17 protein-coding genes are annotated in these 18,363 nt (G+C 40.6%); 16 read left to right on the plus strand and 1 reads right to left on the minus strand.

Annotated elements, in window-relative coordinates:
- Nucleotides 1–167 precede the first annotated feature (167 nt).
- The 15 genes from H0185_RS17880 (at nucleotide 168) to H0185_RS17950 (ending at nucleotide 16,530) form a co-directional block, all read left to right on the plus strand.
- Complete coding sequence (locus H0185_RS17880) at nucleotides 168–1,004, plus strand: formate/nitrite transporter family protein (protein ID WP_221874849.1); 837 nt, start codon at nucleotides 168–170, stop codon at nucleotides 1,002–1,004.
- A 135-nt stretch (nucleotides 1,005–1,139) separates the two neighbouring features.
- On the plus strand, nucleotides 1,140–2,048 hold the full coding sequence (locus H0185_RS17885) for a superoxide dismutase (protein WP_246629269.1): 909 nt from the start codon (nucleotides 1,140–1,142) through the stop codon (nucleotides 2,046–2,048).
- A 204-nt stretch (nucleotides 2,049–2,252) separates the two neighbouring features.
- On the plus strand, nucleotides 2,253–3,065 hold the full coding sequence (locus tag H0185_RS17890; protein ID WP_221874850.1) for an HNH endonuclease: 813 nt from the start codon (nucleotides 2,253–2,255) through the stop codon (nucleotides 3,063–3,065).
- Nucleotides 3,066–3,141: 76 nt separating this feature from the next.
- Nucleotides 3,142–3,456, plus strand: a complete 315-nt coding sequence (locus H0185_RS17895) for a DUF3892 domain-containing protein (RefSeq protein ID WP_221874851.1) — start codon at nucleotides 3,142–3,144, stop codon at nucleotides 3,454–3,456.
- Between the two features lie 214 nt (nucleotides 3,457–3,670).
- Complete coding sequence (locus tag H0185_RS17900; RefSeq protein ID WP_221874852.1) at nucleotides 3,671–5,326, plus strand: FAD-binding dehydrogenase; 1,656 nt, start codon at nucleotides 3,671–3,673, stop codon at nucleotides 5,324–5,326.
- 306 nt (nucleotides 5,327–5,632) lie between these two features.
- A complete protein-coding gene (gene treP, locus H0185_RS17905) occupies nucleotides 5,633–7,039 on the plus strand; it encodes a PTS system trehalose-specific EIIBC component (protein WP_221874853.1) in 1,407 nt (468 codons plus the stop codon).
- A gap of 105 nt (nucleotides 7,040–7,144) precedes the next feature.
- Entirely contained in the window at nucleotides 7,145–8,830 is a 1,686-nt protein-coding gene (locus tag H0185_RS17910; RefSeq protein WP_221874854.1) for a glycoside hydrolase family 13 protein, read from the plus strand.
- A 262-nt stretch (nucleotides 8,831–9,092) separates the two neighbouring features.
- Nucleotides 9,093–10,763 carry a formate--tetrahydrofolate ligase gene (locus tag H0185_RS17915; RefSeq protein WP_221874855.1) on the plus strand — a complete coding sequence of 557 codons (1,671 nt, stop codon included), beginning with the start codon at nucleotides 9,093–9,095 and terminating at the stop codon, nucleotides 10,761–10,763.
- Nucleotides 10,764–10,861: 98 nt separating this feature from the next.
- Nucleotides 10,862–11,686 (plus strand): histidinol-phosphatase, encoded by an 825-nt coding sequence (locus tag H0185_RS17920; protein WP_221874856.1) that lies wholly within the window; start codon nucleotides 10,862–10,864, stop codon nucleotides 11,684–11,686.
- A 206-nt stretch (nucleotides 11,687–11,892) separates the two neighbouring features.
- Nucleotides 11,893–12,051 (plus strand): YezD family protein, encoded by a 159-nt coding sequence (locus H0185_RS17925; protein ID WP_281427644.1) that lies wholly within the window; start codon nucleotides 11,893–11,895, stop codon nucleotides 12,049–12,051.
- Nucleotides 12,052–12,122: 71 nt separating this feature from the next.
- Nucleotides 12,123–12,836, plus strand: a complete 714-nt coding sequence (locus H0185_RS17930; RefSeq protein ID WP_221874857.1) for a phosphoadenylyl-sulfate reductase — start codon at nucleotides 12,123–12,125, stop codon at nucleotides 12,834–12,836.
- A 48-nt stretch (nucleotides 12,837–12,884) separates the two neighbouring features.
- Nucleotides 12,885–13,943, plus strand: a complete 1,059-nt coding sequence (cysP, locus tag H0185_RS17935) for a sulfate permease (RefSeq protein ID WP_221874858.1) — start codon at nucleotides 12,885–12,887, stop codon at nucleotides 13,941–13,943.
- Between the two features lie 38 nt (nucleotides 13,944–13,981).
- Entirely contained in the window at nucleotides 13,982–15,130 is a 1,149-nt protein-coding gene (gene sat / locus H0185_RS17940; protein WP_221874859.1) for a sulfate adenylyltransferase, read from the plus strand.
- A gap of 12 nt (nucleotides 15,131–15,142) precedes the next feature.
- Nucleotides 15,143–15,742, plus strand: a complete 600-nt coding sequence (gene cysC / locus H0185_RS17945) for an adenylyl-sulfate kinase (protein ID WP_221874860.1) — start codon at nucleotides 15,143–15,145, stop codon at nucleotides 15,740–15,742.
- A gap of 59 nt (nucleotides 15,743–15,801) precedes the next feature.
- Nucleotides 15,802–16,530 carry a sirohydrochlorin chelatase gene (locus H0185_RS17950; RefSeq protein ID WP_221874861.1) on the plus strand — a complete coding sequence of 243 codons (729 nt, stop codon included), beginning with the start codon at nucleotides 15,802–15,804 and terminating at the stop codon, nucleotides 16,528–16,530.
- A gap of 133 nt (nucleotides 16,531–16,663) precedes the next feature.
- Here H0185_RS17950 and H0185_RS17955 read toward each other — a convergent pair whose 3' ends face one another.
- Entirely contained in the window at nucleotides 16,664–16,912 is a 249-nt protein-coding gene (locus H0185_RS17955) for a DUF2187 family protein (RefSeq protein WP_221874862.1), read from the minus strand.
- A gap of 206 nt (nucleotides 16,913–17,118) precedes the next feature.
- Between H0185_RS17955 and H0185_RS17960 the strand changes: the two genes are divergently transcribed.
- Nucleotides 17,119–17,775: a TetR/AcrR family transcriptional regulator gene (locus tag H0185_RS17960; protein WP_221874863.1), complete on the plus strand. Its 657-nt coding sequence runs from the start codon at nucleotides 17,119–17,121 to the stop codon at nucleotides 17,773–17,775.
- Nucleotides 17,776–18,363 lie beyond the last annotated feature (588 nt).

The following is an 18,363-nucleotide window of genomic DNA, read 5'->3' on the forward strand; positions in this document are numbered from 1 at the left end:
TATTTTTAGTAATTTCTATTAAATTGTAATATTTAAAGCGAGTTTAACCCATAGAAAGGAGTAAAATGAGGGAGAGATAAGAGAATGGAATGGGATTTCACTCACATCCATTTATGTGAAATTTTTCACAATAAATAAAAATATTTAGAAAAAGAGGCGCTATCGTTATGGCTTACAGGAATTCAGAAAAAAACATCGAGAAAATTGTAGAAACGGGTGTTTACAAGACCACTTACCCCTTTTTAAAAATCTTAATACTTGGTTTTCAGGCAGGTGCATTTATCGCTTTAGGATATTTACTCTCGATTCGAATGACGGCGGTATTACCCGAAAGCTTAACAGGATTAAGTAGTTTAGTTGGGGCTTCTGTATTTCCAATTGGACTTATTCTCACCTTACTGGTTGGAGGGGAACTGCTAACCGGAAATATGATGGCTGTACCGTTTGCACGTCTTGCCCACAGGGTTCAACTCCGAAAGGTTTTTTCAAACTGGGCATTGGTAGCGATGAGTAACTTTATGGGCGCCATTTTTATCGCCTATTTTTTTGGACATATTGTTGGTTTAACAGAAACTGCTCCTTATATGGCTGAAACAGTTTCGATTGCCGAGCATAAATTAGAAGCGACGTTTTTACAGGCATTCATCTCAGGGATAGGATGCAACTGGCTGGTTGCGGCAGCAGTTTGGCTTTGCTATTCCTCAGATGACTTGATTGGAAAGATGGTTGGAATTTGGTTTCCAACGATGGCGTTTGTCGCCCTAGGATTCCAGCACGTTGTCGCTAATATGTTCGTGATTCCAGCAGCTATTTTCGCTGGGCACTTTACTTGGATCGAGTATATCGGAAACTTTTTCCCAGTCCTCCTAGGAAACGCTGTGGGGGGATCAGTATTTATCGCAGGAGCTTATTGGCATGCATATAAGAAAAACGACATTCACCTTAAAAAGAAACAGTCTGCCACTAGCTACCCTCAGCCGCTAGCAAAAACTGGGGAACAATAAAAAATCTTCGTACTCCTCGAAAAAAGAAGAGGTTGTTGCTTTACCATTTAGCTACCGCATACTCGTTGGTTGGTAACCTTTTCCGGTTTCATCTCATATTTTGTTAAAGATGTTTAACCTAGGGAGGCGAAGCCATTGATAGAACAGCCGTATAGGGAGAGATTGGCTAATTGGTGTGAAGAAATTGAAGAGACTTTTACTGCATCTTTCGAACAGCTAACAGAGCGAATTGATGAACCTGTATTAGAGGAATGGGAAAACAAACTAGCATCCTTAATTAATGAAGTGAATACAGAAGAAAGTCTCATAGATGAAGAGACATTATATAAACAAGCAATGAGTATACATGAAGAGCTTCAATCTTTGCTTCAAAGATCGGAAACGGAACGGGATAGACAGGAAGCAGACGCTATAACGTCTGTTCCACTAGGAGGTCATAAATTACCTCCGCTCCCATATGCATATAATGCACTTGAACCGGTCATTGCTGAGGAGATTATGAGGTTGCATCATACAAAGCATCATCAAAGCTATGTAGATGGACTGAATAAAGCTGAAAAGGAAATGAAAAAGGCTCGCGAAAAAGGGGACTTTAGTTTAATTAAGCATTGGGAACGTGAGGCAGCTTTTAACGGATCAGGACATTATTTACACACCATTTTTTGGAATGTTATGAGCCCTAAGGGTGGTGGCAAACCTACTGGTGAACTAATGACAGCTATCAACGCCACGTTTGGTAGTTTCAATCAGTTTAAAAAACATTTTTCAGAAGCAGCCAAAAATGTTGAAGCAGTTGGCTGGGCGATACTAGTCTGGGCACCACGATCACATCGATTAGAGATTTTAACTGCGGAGAAGCATCAAAATTTAACTCAATGGGATACGATTCCTTTGCTCGTACTAGATGTATGGGAGCATGCTTACTATCTTCAATACAAAAACGAGCGAGCTAAGTATGTGGAAAATTGGTGGAAGGTTGTCAATTGGAGAGAGGTAGAAGATCGATATAATAAAGCAAGAACTCTAACTTGGACACCTTATTAGGATTTTTCCGCGTCGAACACGTCCCCAAAGGAAATTCTTTGGGGATTTATTAATAGGAGCTATTACTAGTCCGTTACATCCTATGCTGTTTTTTTATGCTTTCTTCATTATGGATTTTTGTAAGTTGGCTATCATGAATAATATTGTACATTCATTAGACAATTTATTTTAATAAATTTTAGTCCATAAATATAGGAGGTAATGATGGCTTTCTTTCGAATAATCGGTAAAGGTGTGGGGAAGGTAGCGGGCTCTCTTATTAGAGGGAGTGTAAAGCTAGCAGGTAGAACAGTTAAGTCGGTTTTAATTGCCGGGACAACGAAAGAATCAAACAGGCCTATTGGCACACTAGGCCAAATTATCGACGGAGTGGTTAAAGGTCCATATGAAGTTTTTTCAAAGAACGAGACAGTCAAGGTAGATGGTAAGGACGATTTAAAGGGTTTAGCTTTTAATGCCCTTACCGGGGGAGAAAATCCTGGTTCGTATTCCATTAAAACTGTAGGTGCTGCTTATGGTGGGCAAAAAGGGGATAATGAGAAATTGGCAGAAGGCTTTGTAGCTGTTATGGCGGTTGGCGGCATTAATCCTTTTAAGGAAATTGATGTGGAAAAAAAGTCAACCAAAGCGGAACAACTAAGTAATAATAAAGTTCCTTTTGTGGAAAAGAAAATTGAATTGCCAATCGGAGAAGTAACGGGCACTTTTCCCGTATTTGTTGTGGGGTTCGAAGTACAGCTCCCTGAAGCGTTATATCTTCAATCCGATCTGGTTCATTTTTCTTATGCGAATGTTGAGTTATTCCATGCCATTAAATCCAATCCAGACCTTATCCATGAATTGGGCTTAGATGCAAAGGATATCGAGGAACTAGTAAAAGGGAAAACCCCGGATGGTTATGCGTGGCACCATCATGAAGAAGCAGGGAAGTTGCAATTAGTAGATAAGGATTTTCATCAACACAATGGTCATACCGGTGGAAGAGAGTTATGGGGAGGAGGATTTGAGAACAGATAGAAATAATAATAAACTGAGACTATACATAATAAACCTCTCGATGCACAAATTAAACATATGTTCGGGAGGTGTTTTTATGGAATCAAAAGACTTTAACCAAATTTTCAACGAGTATAAACAACAAGGGGAACAACAAGCATCTGCGGAATCAGGAACAGACAGCAATCCTGGAAAAGAAAAAATTGTCGCTGTTCGGAAAAATGAAGACGGAGATATCATTGCCTTTAAAACTGAGAGTGGGCAAGAATTGGATTATCTTACTGCACTTGACCAAGCAAAAGCAGGAATGCTGGCTCATGTTGACGTCTTTCATAAGTATGGAAGAGATATTATCCGCAGTGAGCCGGACGGCATTAAAGAAAACAACTTGGATCAACTCCCATCTTTCTAGAGTAGATGGCATTTTTTCTATACTAGACCTCAAAAAAAGCGTTATTACTCAATTTGAGCTAATAACCCTTTTTTTATTGGTCTGTAAGATATTTGCATCACTAAAAATCGCAAGATCCAAGGATCAAAATTCTCAATATATATTTGATAATTCTGAATACAGTAGCTAATATGTAGATAAGATAGAGTGGTAGTTTAGGAGGGGGATGAGGGGGATGGGTTATGATGTTATCGTAGTGGGCGCTGGGCTAGCGGGCTTGGTGGCAACAGCAGAAATAGCAGATGCAGGAAGGAAAGTGTTGCTTTTAGATCAAGAATCCGAGGCCTCTTTGGGGGGACAAGCTTGGTGGTCCTTTGGTGGATTGTTTCTAGTTGATTTACCCGAACAGCGCCGATTAGGGATTAAGGATTCAAAAGAGTTAGCATGGCAAGATTGGTTAGGATCAGCTGGATTTGACAGAATGGAAGATGAAGATAGCTGGGGTCGGAAATGGGCTGAGGCGTATGTGGACTTTGCTGCAGGAGAAAAACGGTCTTGGTTATATGAAATGGGTGTTCGATTCTTTCCCGTCGTTGGCTGGGCCGAGCGAGGGGGGTACCTTGCTGAGGGACATGGGAACTCAGTTCCTAGATTTCATATTGTATGGGGAACAGGCCCTGGAATTGTCGCCCCTTTTGAACGAAGAGTCAGAGAGCATATGAATAATGGGTTGGTTGTGTACCAGCCTCGCCATCGAGTTGATAAGCTAATTCAACAAAATGGGGGAATTGTTGGCGTGGAAGGGTCAGTTCTTGAACACAGTTCTGTTCTTCGTGGGGAGGATAGTTCGAGAAACGTAATTGGGGACTTTACATACCAAGCTCAGGCTGTTTTGGTTTCTAGTGGGGGAATTGGTGGAAACCTTGAAGCAATCCAAAAGAATTGGCCTTCCCGACTAGGTACGCCACCAAAGAAAATGATCTCTGGCGTGCCTGCCCATGTTGATGGAAGAATGTTAACTATTACTGAAAGCGCTGGCGGGCGCATTGTAAATCGTGATCGCATGTGGCACTACACGGAAGGAATAAAAAATTATAACCCAATTTGGAGCAATCACGGAATCCGCATTCTTCCAGGTCCGTCCTCTCTTTGGCTAGATGCCCATGGGCGAAGATTTCCAGCGCCTAATTTTCCTGGGTTCGATACATTAGGTACGCTAGAAGCCATTCAAAAGACTGGTTATGACTATTCTTGGTTTATCTTAACTCAAAAAATCATTGAAAAAGAATTTGCCCTGTCAGGGTCCGAACAAAATCCAGATTTAACAGGGAAAAGCATTGTACAAGTATTGTCCAGAGCCTTGCCTGGTGCTCCTAGGCCAGTAAAAGCCTTTATGGAACAAGGAGAAGACTTTGTAGTCGCCACACAATTACCTGAGCTCGTATCAAGGATGAACAAGTTAACAGGTGACAATTTGTTGGATCTAGCAGACATTGAGAGACAAATAAAAGCCAGAGATCGGGAAATAGACAATAAGTTTACGAAGGATTTACAGATAACGGCACTACGTGGGGCAAGGCAGTATATTGGAGACAAATTAATTAGAGTTGCACCACCCCATAAACTACTAGATCCGAAAAACGGACCACTGATTGCAGTTCGCTTGAATCTCGTAAGTCGCAAAACTTTAGGAGGACTGCAAACAGATTTGTCTGGACGAGTTCTAAATACTTCTGGAGATGCAATTCCTGGTCTTTATGCAGCAGGGGAAGTCTCAGGTTTTGGTGGTGGCGGGGTACACGGCTACCGTGCATTAGAAGGTACGTTTCTAGGGGGATGCCTTTTTTCTGGAAGAGAAGCAGGACGCGCAGTGGCGAAAGAATTGAGTTAGTTTATTTGGGTATTCGGAGCCGACGGCACGAGCGGATTTTTCGAATATCTGAGAAAAAAAGTTATACCGCCTCACTTTAGAATCACCTAAAGGTAATAAAAGTTTAATTACTCAATCAAAACAACCACACCGATAAAAAAGGCGTGGTTTTTTCATGTGCTTAGCCGCTAAAATCGCAACACGATAGGTGCCCGAAGCCGATAAAAGAGGAAGAATAATAATTGAGTTGTAAACAAAAGGTAAAAGAGACATCTTAGAATCCTTAAAGTTTTGATGCTTTTAAAGTCGGCAATAGGAGGATAGACCATGAGTGTGAATAAAGAATCAGTTGAGAAAATCGTCCAAGCGGTAGGTGGGAAAGAAAATATTTCAGCAGCCACCCACTGCGTTACACGCCTACGTTTTGCATTAAAGGATGAAGGCAAAGTTGATAAAGAAGCGTTGGAAAATGTGGATTTAGTAAAAGGGTCTTTTTCAACCAATGGACAGTTCCAAGTCGTGATTGGACAAGGGACCGTTGATAAGGTATATAAAGAAATGGTGGCAATGACAGGAATCGGTGAGTCATCTAAGCAACAGATAAAGGATGAGGCTGCAAAAAATTTAAATCCATTGCAGCGTGCGATTAAAACACTAGCTGATATTTTCATCCCAATCCTACCTGCGATTGTAACAGCCGGATTATTGATGGGGATTAACAATATCCTCACTGGCCCTGGAATTTTCTTTGACGAAGCAATCGTGGATGTTTACCCACAATGGGCTGATGTTGCAAGCATCATCAATCTTATTGCGAACACGGCTTTTACTTTCTTGCCTGGATTGATTGGTTGGTCCGCGGTGAACCGTTTCGGTGGGAGCCCATTACTAGGGATTGTTCTTGGTTTAATGCTTGTTCACCCGGATCTATTAAATGCATGGGGCTATGGAGCGACCGACGAAATTCCCACTTGGAATCTTTTTGGATTAGAAATCCAAAAAGTGGGCTACCAAGGACAAGTTTTGCCTGTCTTACTCGCGTCTTATGTGTTAGCTAAACTGGAGACAGGGCTACGTAATAAAATTCCAGATGCTTTTCAACTATTACTTGTGGCACCTATTGCCCTCTTGGTAACTGGATTCATCTCCTTTATTGCCATTGGACCAATTACCTTTGCAATTGGGAATGCAATTACCAATGCAGTTGTAGGGATATTTGATGTTGCACCGTTATTAGGCGGATTAATTTATGGTGGACTTTATGCACCCCTTGTTATTACGGGAATGCACCATACATTCTTAGCTGTTGACCTCCAACTAATCGGAAGTACGGGCGGGACCTTCTTATGGCCTATGGTTGCTCTTTCCAATATTGCACAAGGAACAGCTGCATTAGCAATGTTCTTTGTCCTTAAAGATGAAAAGTTAAAAAGTTTAAGCGCCACCTCAGCTGTTTCAGCTTATCTAGGGATAACCGAGCCAGCCATGTTTGGGGTCAACTTGCGATTCCGATTTGCTTTTATCTCAGCGATAATAGGATCTGCACTGGCTGGCGCCTTTATCGCAATGGCTAGCGTACAGGCTCCATCGATTGGGGTTGGTGGCCTCCCTGCCTTTTTATCCATTTTTCCAAAAAACTGGGGGTCTTTCTTTATCGGGATGGCGATAGCCATTATTGTCCCATTCATTTTGACTCTCTTGCTTGGGAAAACTCGTAAGACTCAAGCAAGCTGAATATGGAGTCTGCCTGATTAGGGCAGGCTCTTTTTACATAAAATAGGTTAGGTGAAATGTGCTTCAATCATTGAACTACTTCGGAAATTAGGAGTTGAATGTTGGATGAATCTAGCATGGTGGAAACAAAGTGTGGTCTATCAAATATACCCTAGAAGTTTTATGGACAGCAATGGAGATGGAATCGGTGACTTACAAGGAATCATCTCAAAACTTGATTACATAAAAAACTTAGGGATTGATGTTATTTGGTTGTCACCGGTATACAAATCTCCCAATGATGATAATGGATACGATATTAGTGATTATCAGGATATTATGGATGAATTTGGAACGATGAAAGATTGGGAAGAGTTACTTGCAAATGTTCACGAACGCGGAATGAAATTGATCATGGATTTGGTTGTAAATCATAGCTCTGATGAACATCCATGGTTTGTGGAGGCAAGGAAATCGAAGGATAATCCTTATCGAGATTATTATATTTGGAGGCCCGGGAAGGATGGGCGAGAACCAACAAATTGGTACTCGAACTTCGGAGGATCTGCATGGGAATATGATGAAACAACAGATGAATATTATTTGCATTTATTTTCTAAGAAACAGCCTGATTTAAACTGGAGAAACGCAAAGCTTCGCGAAGAAGTGTACAACATGATGAAATGGTGGTTAGATAAGGGGGTTGATGGATTTAGAATGGACGTGATTAATTTTATTTCCAAACCTGAAATCTTTCCTGAAGGCGATCCTAAACCAGGCAAGAAGTATGCGTCAGGAAGTAAGTTTTATCGAAATGGTCCACACATTCACGATTATTTACACGAAATGAATCAACAAGTTCTCTCTGCTTATGATGTTATGACGGTAGGGGAAATGCCAGGTGTCACTCCAGAGCTCGCCCGTCTTTATACAGAAGAATCACGGAAAGAACTGAATATGGTGTTCCAGTTTGAACATATGGGGTTAGACAATGGTCCGTATGGAAAGTGGGATTTAAAGCCGCTAAATTTAGTTGAATTTAAACAGAACCTAACAAAGTGGCAAAAAGCGCTTGAAGAGATAGGGTGGAACAGTCTGTATTTTAATAATCATGATCAACCCCGGTCTGTGTCACGCTTTGGCAATGATAAGGAATATCGTGTTGAATCGGCAAAAATGCTTGCGACCCTCCTTCATATGATGAAGGGAACCCCTTATGTTTATCAAGGCGAAGAAATAGGCATGACCAATATACAATTTGAGTCGATAGACGATTACCGTGATATCGAAATCCACAATTTTTATCATGAGCAAAAAGAAGAAGGAATCTCGCAAGAAAAAATAATGAAAAGTATCTATGTAAAAGGACGAGACAACTCTAGAACGCCAATGCAGTGGAATTCGACAAATAACGCTGGGTTTTCAACCGGAACACCTTGGATAAAAGTAAATCCGAATTATACAGAAATAAATGCTGAGAAAGAGGTGTCCAATCCAGACTCGATTTACCATTATTATCGTGCGCTTATTCAACTTAGGAAAAACCATGAAATCATTGTGAACGGTGGATACGATTTAGTGGATGAAGACCATCCGGAAATATTCTCTTACAAGCGCACGTTGCACAACCAAACGTTGCTTGTGATTTGTAATTTCTACGCAAATGAGCCTGTCTTTACATTGCCAGCCACGATTCTATACAAGTCAGCACATGTATTGATTAGTAATTATCAACAAAGCGATGGTTCTCTAGGAGAACAACTAAAATTGAAACCCTATGAAGCACGGGTTTACTTGTTAACTGGAGCTTAACTTGTCCTTTCTGTACGAAATGAAACTTCTAATTACAAAGCATCAGACAATATCAACCTTTGAACAGGCTGTTCCAGCAGCTGTTAGAAGGCTCCAAAACTTTGATTTAAATTTTAGCAGCGTTTTGTTAATATCATTGGCGGTAAGATTTTATCAACAAACAGGTTAAAAATAAGCCTTTTAGGGAAATTTCATCCCTTAAATCCGTATAAACTGGTAGAATTTATATGGAAATAGAGTATACATACGGGGAGAGGTCCAGATGAAAACAGATGTTCAAATTGCACAAGAAGCAAAAATGGTTCCAATTACTGAGATTGCGGATTATCTTGGAATAGCCGAACATGAATTAGAGTCATATGGTCGCTATAAAGCAAAAGTTTCATTAGACGTTCTTGAACGACTTGAAGAAAGGCCGGACGGGAAACTCATTCTTGTAACGGCAATCAACCCAACTCCTGCAGGAGAGGGAAAAACGACCGTCAATGTTGGTCTCTCAATGGGCTTAAATAGAATTGGCAAGAAAACAGTCACGGCATTACGGGAGCCTTCATTGGGACCAGTATTTGGAATTAAGGGTGGCGCGGCTGGAGGTGGATACGCTCAAGTTGTTCCAATGGAAGATATTAATCTTCATTTTACAGGGGATTTCCATGCCATCACTTCTGCACATAATCTGCTAGCTGCAATGCTAGATAACCATATTCATCAAGGAAATAAGCTTCAAATTGATCCTAAAAGAATTGTTTGGAAAAGAGTCCTTGATACCAATGACCGAGCTTTAAGAAATGTAATCATCGGGCTAGGTGGCAGAATGGATGGGTTTGTTCGCCAAAGCGGCTTCGATATTACAGTTGCTTCAGAAATAATGGCTATCTTATGCCTAGCAACTAGCCTTTCAGATTTGAAAATGCGCCTTTCAAGAATGGTCATTGCTTATGATCAAGCAGGACAAGCTGTTACCGCGGGGGATCTAGAAGCAACTGGTGCGATGGCTTTGTTACTGAAAGACGCGATTATGCCAAACTTAGTTCAAACGGTTGAAAATACTCCGGCATTTATCCATGGGGGACCGTTTGCAAATATTGCCCATGGATGCAACTCTGTTATGGCAACAAAAATATCTCTTAAATTAGCGGATTATGTTGTGACAGAAGCAGGCTTTGGTGCCGATCTTGGTGCCGAAAAGTTTTTTAATATTAAGTGTCGAGACGCTGAACTTAAGCCAGACGCTGCTGTGATTGTTGCGACCATCCGTGCCCTGAAAATGAATGGCGGGGTTGCGAAAAGTGATCTAGGCAATGAAAATCTATCTGCACTAGAAGCTGGGATTGTAAACCTTGAAAGACATATCGAGAATATTCATAAATTTGGTGTCCCAAGTGTGGTAGCCATTAACAAGTTCCCAACCGATACCGAGGCAGAAATTGCGTTATTAAAAGAAAAATGTGCCGCTAAAGGCGTAGAGGTTGTGGTTGCTGAGGTGTTTACAAAAGGTGGAGAAGGGGCCATAAAACTTGCGAACAAGGTTGTGGAGATTTGTGAAACAACTCCATCTAATTATGCTCCGTTATATGAGATGGATGGAAGTATTGAAGAGAAAATCACGAAGATAGCAACAGAAATTTACCGTGCTGAAAGAGTAGAGTTTACCTCAGCAGCTCAAAAGCAAATCTCACAGCTATCTTCTCTAGGCTTTGAAAACCTCGCTATCTGCATGGCGAAAACACAATATTCCTTTTCCGATAACCCAACGTTGCTTGGAGCCCCAACTGGATTCACGCTCACAGTGAGAGAAGTGAAGGTATCTGCAGGAGCAGGATTTATCGTAGCCCTAACCGGCGATATCATGACCATGCCGGGCTTACCAAAAGTACCCGCCGCAAATGGAATGGACATAACAGAAACCGGTGAAATAATTGGGCTTTCTTAACAGGTGACAGGCACCATCCAGTTTTTTCCTATTGTGAATGTAACCAAGGAACGAAGGAAATAATCTTAGAGGGACGATAGACCAATTGGAGGTGTGTGATGACACATCAAGATAGTTCTAAATTTGATTTGCATACGCATCATGTGCGCTGTGGCCATGCGAGGGGAGAAATTAGGGATTATATTGAAGCAGCCATCGAAAGGGGCTTGCACGTCATCGGAATTGCGGATCATTCGCCGTTTTTCTCCTACAAAGAGGACCAGGCCTTTCCAAAGATTGCGATGGCCGTAAGTGAATTTCCTAGGTATGTAAAAGAAGTACAAGCCTTAAAGCAAGAATACGAAGGAAAAATAGAAGTTCTGCTTGGGATTGAAGCAGACTTCTTTCCAGAACACATTGAACGGTACCGACCTTATTTTGATCGCTACCCGTTTGACTATATCATTGGCTCGGTTCATCAAGTTGATGGAATCAGCATTTTTAATAAACGACGGTGGAAGAGATTAAATGAACAGCAACAGGTTCAAACGAAGGAAACCTACTATCAGTTGATTGAACAATCAGCACGTAGTGGAATGTACCAAATTCTTGGCCATATTGATGCGATGAAAGGCTTTTATCCAACGTTTTCAGATATTCAAACCGATGTGGTTGAAAAAACGCTTAAAGTGATCGGCGAACATGATGTTGCGATTGAAATCAACACTTCTGGCAAAACCAAGGATGTTGGTGGCTGGTATCCGTCTGATGTGATTCTAGAGCAAGCCAATCACTTTGGCGTCCAGGTTACATTTGGTTCAGATGCCCATGACCCGGAAAGAGTTGGCGATGAATTTGAACTGGTTGCGAAAAAGCTCAAGGAAATTGGATACAAAGAATGGTGTTTCTATAGACAAAAAGACCGGGTCATTGTTCCGCTTTAACGAGCATTTTTAAACACTTGATTAATATACTCTAGAAGCTCTTTCGGGATACGAAAGGGCTTTTTTTTCTGTTCCTAAACCTGTTTCCTCCTAAAGAACCAATTTTCGAAAAATTTATCATAATAATATTGACAAATCCTATGTGTATGGTAGGATTAATTTTAACAAAAGCAACTTAACTACATCGGGGAGGAGGGCGAACTAAGTTGAAACCGTCGGAGTGGCAAGAAGTGTCGCAGCATGTGGAGACAATGCTCCAAAACGTCAAATATGGATCCATTACCTTGGTGATTCAAGATGGAAAAGTCATTCAAATTGAGAAGAACGAAAAAGTTCGTCTTCAATCAAATAAACGCGCTGACTAGACAAACTAGAGGCGGTCTATCCCTTTTAAAGGTGTAGACCGCCTTTTTTTATCAGAAAGGTGGTTTCTAATATGAGTAAGGCTGTGACGTACGAAGAATGGAGTTCTATCTCGAATACTTTTCGGGAGGATGACAAAACGAAAGGAGCCCTTGGTGTTTTACAGTGGGCTTACCGTGTTTATCCGGAAGATCAAATTGTTTATGCTTCTAGTTTTGGTGCCGAAGCAATTGTTTTAATACATTTGATTCAGCAAGTAAAACCGGATGCTCATATTGTCTTTCTGGATACTGATTTACACTTTCCAGAAACATATGATGTGATAAGAAAAATTGAAGAGCGATTTCCATCTCTCCGAATTGAAAAGAAAAAGCCTGAGTTGACGCTTGACGAACAACGAGAAGAATATGGATCCGCACTCTGGAAGCGTGATCCAAACAAATGCTGCGAAATTCGGAAGGTCATTCCATTGCGTGAGACATTAACTTCAAAACAAGCATGGATTTCTGGCCTTCGCAGAGAACAATCGCCAACTAGAGCGAATACAGAGTTCGTCAATAAGGATGAAAAATTCAAGAATATTAAACTATGTCCGTTGATTCATTGGACATGGGAGGAAGTATGGGACTACATTCGTGAAAATGAATTGCCGTATAACCAACTACATGATCAAAACTATCCAAGTATAGGTTGCTTTCCCTGTACACAGCCTGTCGGAGACGATGGAGATTCGCGAGCTGGACGGTGGTCAGGCAGTGGGAAAACGGAGTGTGGGTTGCACACCTAAAAGATTACTAGAGTATAACCTGCCACTAAGGAAATGGAGGAGATTCCTATGCTGACGATTATTGCGATCGCAATTGGCTTGTTTTTTGCAATAAATATTGGCGCTAGTGGAGCCGCGGCGTCCATGGGAATCGCCTACGGTGCAGGAGTTGTGAAAAAACGAATGGCTTTATTTTTATGTGCCATTGTCGTTTTTCTGGGTGCCTGGCTTGGTGGTGGGGAAGTTGTAAAAACAATTGGAAGCGGAATTGTTCCAAGTTCCACCTTTACGATTCAAGTGGCTTTAATTGTTTTAGCTTCCGCGGCATTGTCTTTATTCCTAGCAAACCTTTTTGGGATTCCGCTGTCGACTAGTGAAGTAGCGGTTGGTTCCGTGATTGGCGTAGGGATTGTCTATCAATCAATCTTCGTTGGCAAGCTGCTGTGGATCATGCTTTTTTGGCTTCTAACACCCATGGTTGCTTTTTTCGCAGCGATCCTTTCTACCTATCTTTTAAAAAGCAAATGGGTAAAGGCCTTGTTGAAAATGCCAAAGGCAGTGCCTGTTCTATCTGTTCTAGTGGTAGTAATGGGACTGTTTGAAGCATTTGCAGCTGGGATGAACAATGTAGCCAATGCAGTTGGTCCATTGGTTGGTGCCGAAATCATGTCAACCGAAGATGGGATACTTTATGGGGGCTTATTCGTAGCATTAGGTGCACTAGTTCTTGGTTATCGAGTGCTTGAAACAAATGGGAAAAAGATAACGACCTTGAAATTAGAAGAAGGGTGCGTGATTTCAGGAACTGGAGCAAGCATCGTTACAGTAGCTTCAATATTTGGAATACCTGTTCCATTAACACAAATCACGACCTCTTCGATTATTGGCATTGGCTTTGCTAAGCAGGGGAAATCCGTTCTACAGAAGGATATTGTTGTAAAACTGTTAACCGTTTGGATCGTCTCACCTGTGCTTTCGATGGTCCTTTCTTACACACTTATTCAACTATTAATTGAAAAAAATATCTATCCTGTCATTGCGATGGCTGGCGTGTTGATTTCCGTTTTTGGAGTGTTGTTTTTGATGAAACGACCAAACTCAGAGACTCCAATCACTGAGATTGAATAATAATACTATTAAACTAGCAAAGAAAGGTTGATTTTTACATGTCATTATTACCAAAACCACATGGTGGAAAACTAATTCAAAACTTTGATCCTTCTTATAACCTTGCAAGTATCGAGAAAGAAATTATCATTGATGCAATTGCTCTCAGTGATCTGGAATTAATCGGTGTGGGTCTTTTTAGTCCTTTAACAGGGTTTCTTGGTAAAGAGGATTATGAGTCTGTTGTTAGCGAAATGCGTTTAAAAGACAACACGATTTGGTCTATTCCTGTTACTCTACCCGTCTCAACAGAAGTTGCCGGTACTCTTGAAGTAGGAGAACAATACAAATTAAATTTTGAAAATGAAGTATATGGGGTTATCAAGGTCTCTGAATTATTTGAGCCAGACTTGAAAAAAGAAGCACGTGAGGTCTACAAAACAGAAGAACATGCTCACCCAGGAGTAAAGCGATTATTTGAAAGAGGCTCTGTATACGTAGCAGGAGAAGTGACTCTTGTTAAAAAACCAGAAAAAGGGGTGTTCGGTGACGTCTGGCTTGAGCCAAAAGAAACGCGTGCTTTGTTTGAAGAAAAGGGGTGGAAGACCGTTGTGGGCTTCCAAACAAGAAATCCGATACACCGAGCCCATGAATATATTCAAAAAGCTGCGCTAGAAACGGTAGATGGTTTATTTGTAAATCCTCTTGTTGGTGAAACAAAATCAGATGATATTCCAGCTGATGTACGCTTGAAAAGCTACCGGGTTTTACTAGATAACTATTATCCTACAGAACGTGTTCAGCTAGGTGTTTACCCTGCAGCGATGCGTTATGCGGGTCCAAGAGAAGCAATTTTTCATGCGATTGCACGCAAAAACTTCGGTTGCACTCACTTTATCGTCGGTCGAGACCATGCTGGCGTTGGGAACTATTATGGAACGTATGATGCTCAACATATTTTCAGTAATTTTACGGAAGAAGAGCTTGGAATCAAGCCTTTATTCTTTGAACATAGCTTCTATTGCACGAAATGTGAGGGAATGGCATCAGATAAAACATGCCCACACGGAAAAGAAGATCGGGTGATTTTGTCTGGGACAAAGGTTAGAGAACTCCTTCGTGCGGGGCAGTTACCACCGTCCACTTTTAGCCGTAAAGAAGTCGTGGAAGTATTAATTGAAGGAATGCGCGAAAAAACAACTGTGTAAGGAGAATGAAGGATGGGAAAATCAACAAATATTACTTGGCATGATACAACTGTTACAAAGCAAGACCGACATGCACAAAATGGTCACGGCAGCTGTGTGCTATGGTTTACAGGGCTATCAGGTTCTGGGAAGTCGACCATCGCAAATGCAGTATCAAATGAATTATTTAGGCAGGGAATCAATGAATATGTGTTAGATGGGGATAATATCCGCCATGGGTTAAATAAGGATTTGGGATTTTCTGAATACGACCGGACGGAGAACATCCGCCGAATTGGAGAAGTTGCAAAACTATTTGTTGATAGTGGCAAAGTCGTCACAACCGCATTCATCTCTCCATTTCGCTCCGACCGCGATCAAGTCAGGTCGATTTTCTCGGAACAGGAGTTTATTGAGGTTTTTGTGGATTGCCCATTAGAAGAATGTGAACGACGTGACCCTAAACAGCTATATGCAAAAGCGAGAGCGGGTGAGATTAAAGATTTCACAGGGATTGATTCTCCTTATGAAGCACCGGAACAAGCGGAAATCACGATTCATTCTAATCTGGTATCTGTTGAAGAAGCAGTACAGCACGTATTAGGTTACTTACAGGATAAAAATATTATATAATGTAGTAATCACATTACGATTAATCTGTACTTACAGCTGTAGAGGAAGGGGCACATTTTATGAAAGCGATTCTTTATATTGGTCACGGAACACGATCGAAAAAGGGGGCCGAAGAGGCAAAGTCCTTTTTACGAAGGGTCATAACCAAAGTAGATTTCCCGATACAAGAAATTAGTTTTCTTGAGTTAACCGAGCCATTTATTGATCAAGGTTTTCATCGGTGTGTCGAAAGAGGAGCGACAGAAATCGTCGTTATCCCTCTCTTCCTTTTGGCTGCAGGGCATATAAAAAAGGATATTCCTGAAGCGCTGAAAAGGTTAAAAGGCAATTACCCTCACGTTAAGGTAAGTATGAGAGACCCGTTTGGAGTTCAAGATGAAATTCTTGGTGCTGTAGAAGAATTGGTTAGAGGTACAGTTGAGGATGTTTCTCCGGCAGACTCTTTGCTAATTGTTGGGAGAGGTAGTAGCGATCCAAGTATACATACGGCTTTTGCAGAAATTGCTACTGGAATTGGCAAGCGCCTAGGGATGGAAAAGGTATCGGTATGTTACCTAGCTGCGGCTAGTCCTAGATTTGAAGAGGGACTTGAGACAGTCTCTAAGCAGGCTACTGGGAAAGTAATTGTCATTCCATATTTATTATTTTCGGGGCTTTTGTTAAGTGAAGTAATACGGAATGTCCGAACAAGGCAAAGAAGAGGCGAATCCATTCACTGCACTGGTCCATTAACTGAGCATCGTGCAATTGAAAATCTTTTTATAAAGCAAATCTTGACGAATGAATAACGTTGATGAGGTAAGTTTTTATAGTTGTGATGCCCTTTAAAAAAGGGCTGATCAAAAGCTTGGCGAGCTACTCCCCAAGCTTTTTTGCATTGTGGTAGGAATAGGAATGCATAAACAAACTTGCCCCTGGGAATTACTTCACTCTAGATAAAAAGGATGGGCTCTGATCGATAATTTGGTAGTTTTTATGAGCCACAACGGTTATAGGGGTTTCGATATTTAATTTTATGGCGTCATTTTTACTTACATTTACGATAACGCTTTCATTTCTAACAATAGATACTTCTCCGACAATGATTCTCCCGTTTCGAACAAAACGGACTTTGTCGCCGCACTCTGCTATACCTTTTTGTTTCATTACATACTCATTTGAAGTTTCCAATTGCTAATCGCTCCTTACATAATGTGGATGAATGAAGATATATGCCGTTCATATTTACCTATTATTGTTAGAGGGGTGTAAAAAAACAAAAATAGATAAACATGAACTTTAGTTCAAGTATTCCATATGATGCGTGTTACGTCAAGAGAAAATGAACTTTGGTTCATGTATAACTTTTGTGCTATATTATTGTAGAGGTGAGTATTATGAATGACCAGGAAAGTAACCAACTTATTGGACAATTCCCATCTGTTCCCAAACAAGAACGTGCTTATCAGAAAAGACAGGCTCTCCTTGAAAGTGGACGAATCTTATTTATCGAAAAAGGATTTGACCATACCACTGCAAAGGAAATTGCGGCCCACGCTAATGTCGCTACAGGTACGTTTTATCGATATTTTTGTGATAAACGCCAGCTTTTGATGGCGCTTATAAAGGATCAGTTAGAAAGGTTCATGCCACCGAGACCGAGTTGGTTGAATCATAATGACCCTGAAACAGAACTAGCAGAACAATTAGCAAGCCATTATGATCGGCTCGAAAAATTAGGTCTTCATCGGGTCCTTCCAGAATTACTACCGCATGATCCAGAATTAACGGAAGTATTTGGAGAAGCTAGGAGGAAGCTTCATGGAAGTATTTATGAAGGATTAAAACAAGCTAAAGACTTAGGCTTCACCTGGAATGATTTAGATTTATGGTCGGTTGCTTGGTCCATTATTGTCCTAACTGAAAACATACCTAAAATGGATATAAAGAAGGGTACTAATTCTGATTACCATGTGGTTGCAAAAATCATTTGCCGCAGTGTATTCCCGCCAGACGTCCTAGTCCAATTGAAATCTGGAGAGAAAAGCTTTTAGTAATGAAGTGGTAGGCGTGCCTGCACACTTTATGAAACTATAGCTTTTCTTTTTATTAGATTATGCTTAGGTGTAGAGATATGTATCGGTTAATTTCCTATTTTATAAATACTATTAAAATCCTCATAGTATTCTTATTGTGTTGAAACATTTAGGGATCTACATAGGATTCAATAGCAGTTGATGATAAAAAAACAGTGGATGTTGCTGTGATTTTAGAATGATATTGATTTGTACTTTATTAAAACTATCCTATTTAATAAAAATCATTAGAGGTGCGAAAAGAGTTGTCTATTTCCAATTGAAATGTTATTCTAATTTAGCTATCTTAGCTACACGTTAATAAAAAATTTTACTATGAAAATACTTGTAATAAAGTATTGACGAGATGTTTGAATGTGTAGTATAGTATAAAACGTTGTCAGCGGAAACAACGATTTCTTCTAAAAACACTATATCGCTAAAATATTTAATCGAAAAACTATTAAAAAATAGTTGATTAAACAAAAGTGATGTGTTATTATAAATCTTGTCGCTTTTAGACAACATATTACAAATTGTCCTTTGAAAACTAAACAAACAAGCGTC

Source organism: Mesobacillus maritimus (genome assembly GCF_019749255.1).
Lineage (GTDB): Bacteria > Bacillota > Bacilli > Bacillales > Cytobacillaceae > Mesobacillus_B > Mesobacillus_B maritimus_A.

Coding starts and splice junctions, on each gene's coding strand:
- H0185_RS17880 (WP_221874849.1), top strand. CDS start 168: ATGGCTTACAGGAATTCAGAAAAAAACATCGAGAAAATTGTAGAAACG.
- H0185_RS17890 (WP_221874850.1), top strand. CDS start 2,253: ATGGCTTTCTTTCGAATAATCGGTAAAGGTGTGGGGAAGGTAGCGGGC.
- H0185_RS17895 (WP_221874851.1), top strand. CDS start 3,142: ATGGAATCAAAAGACTTTAACCAAATTTTCAACGAGTATAAACAACAA.
- H0185_RS17900 (WP_221874852.1), top strand. CDS start 3,671: ATGGGTTATGATGTTATCGTAGTGGGCGCTGGGCTAGCGGGCTTGGTG.
- treP (WP_221874853.1), top strand. CDS start 5,633: ATGAGTGTGAATAAAGAATCAGTTGAGAAAATCGTCCAAGCGGTAGGT.
- H0185_RS17910 (WP_221874854.1), top strand. CDS start 7,145: ATGAATCTAGCATGGTGGAAACAAAGTGTGGTCTATCAAATATACCCT.
- H0185_RS17915 (WP_221874855.1), top strand. CDS start 9,093: ATGAAAACAGATGTTCAAATTGCACAAGAAGCAAAAATGGTTCCAATT.
- H0185_RS17920 (WP_221874856.1), top strand. CDS start 10,862: ATGACACATCAAGATAGTTCTAAATTTGATTTGCATACGCATCATGTG.
- H0185_RS17930 (WP_221874857.1), top strand. CDS start 12,123: ATGAGTAAGGCTGTGACGTACGAAGAATGGAGTTCTATCTCGAATACT.
- cysP (WP_221874858.1), top strand. CDS start 12,885: ATGCTGACGATTATTGCGATCGCAATTGGCTTGTTTTTTGCAATAAAT.
- sat (WP_221874859.1), top strand. CDS start 13,982: ATGTCATTATTACCAAAACCACATGGTGGAAAACTAATTCAAAACTTT.
- cysC (WP_221874860.1), top strand. CDS start 15,143: ATGGGAAAATCAACAAATATTACTTGGCATGATACAACTGTTACAAAG.
- H0185_RS17950 (WP_221874861.1), top strand. CDS start 15,802: ATGAAAGCGATTCTTTATATTGGTCACGGAACACGATCGAAAAAGGGG.
- H0185_RS17960 (WP_221874863.1), top strand. CDS start 17,119: ATGAATGACCAGGAAAGTAACCAACTTATTGGACAATTCCCATCTGTT.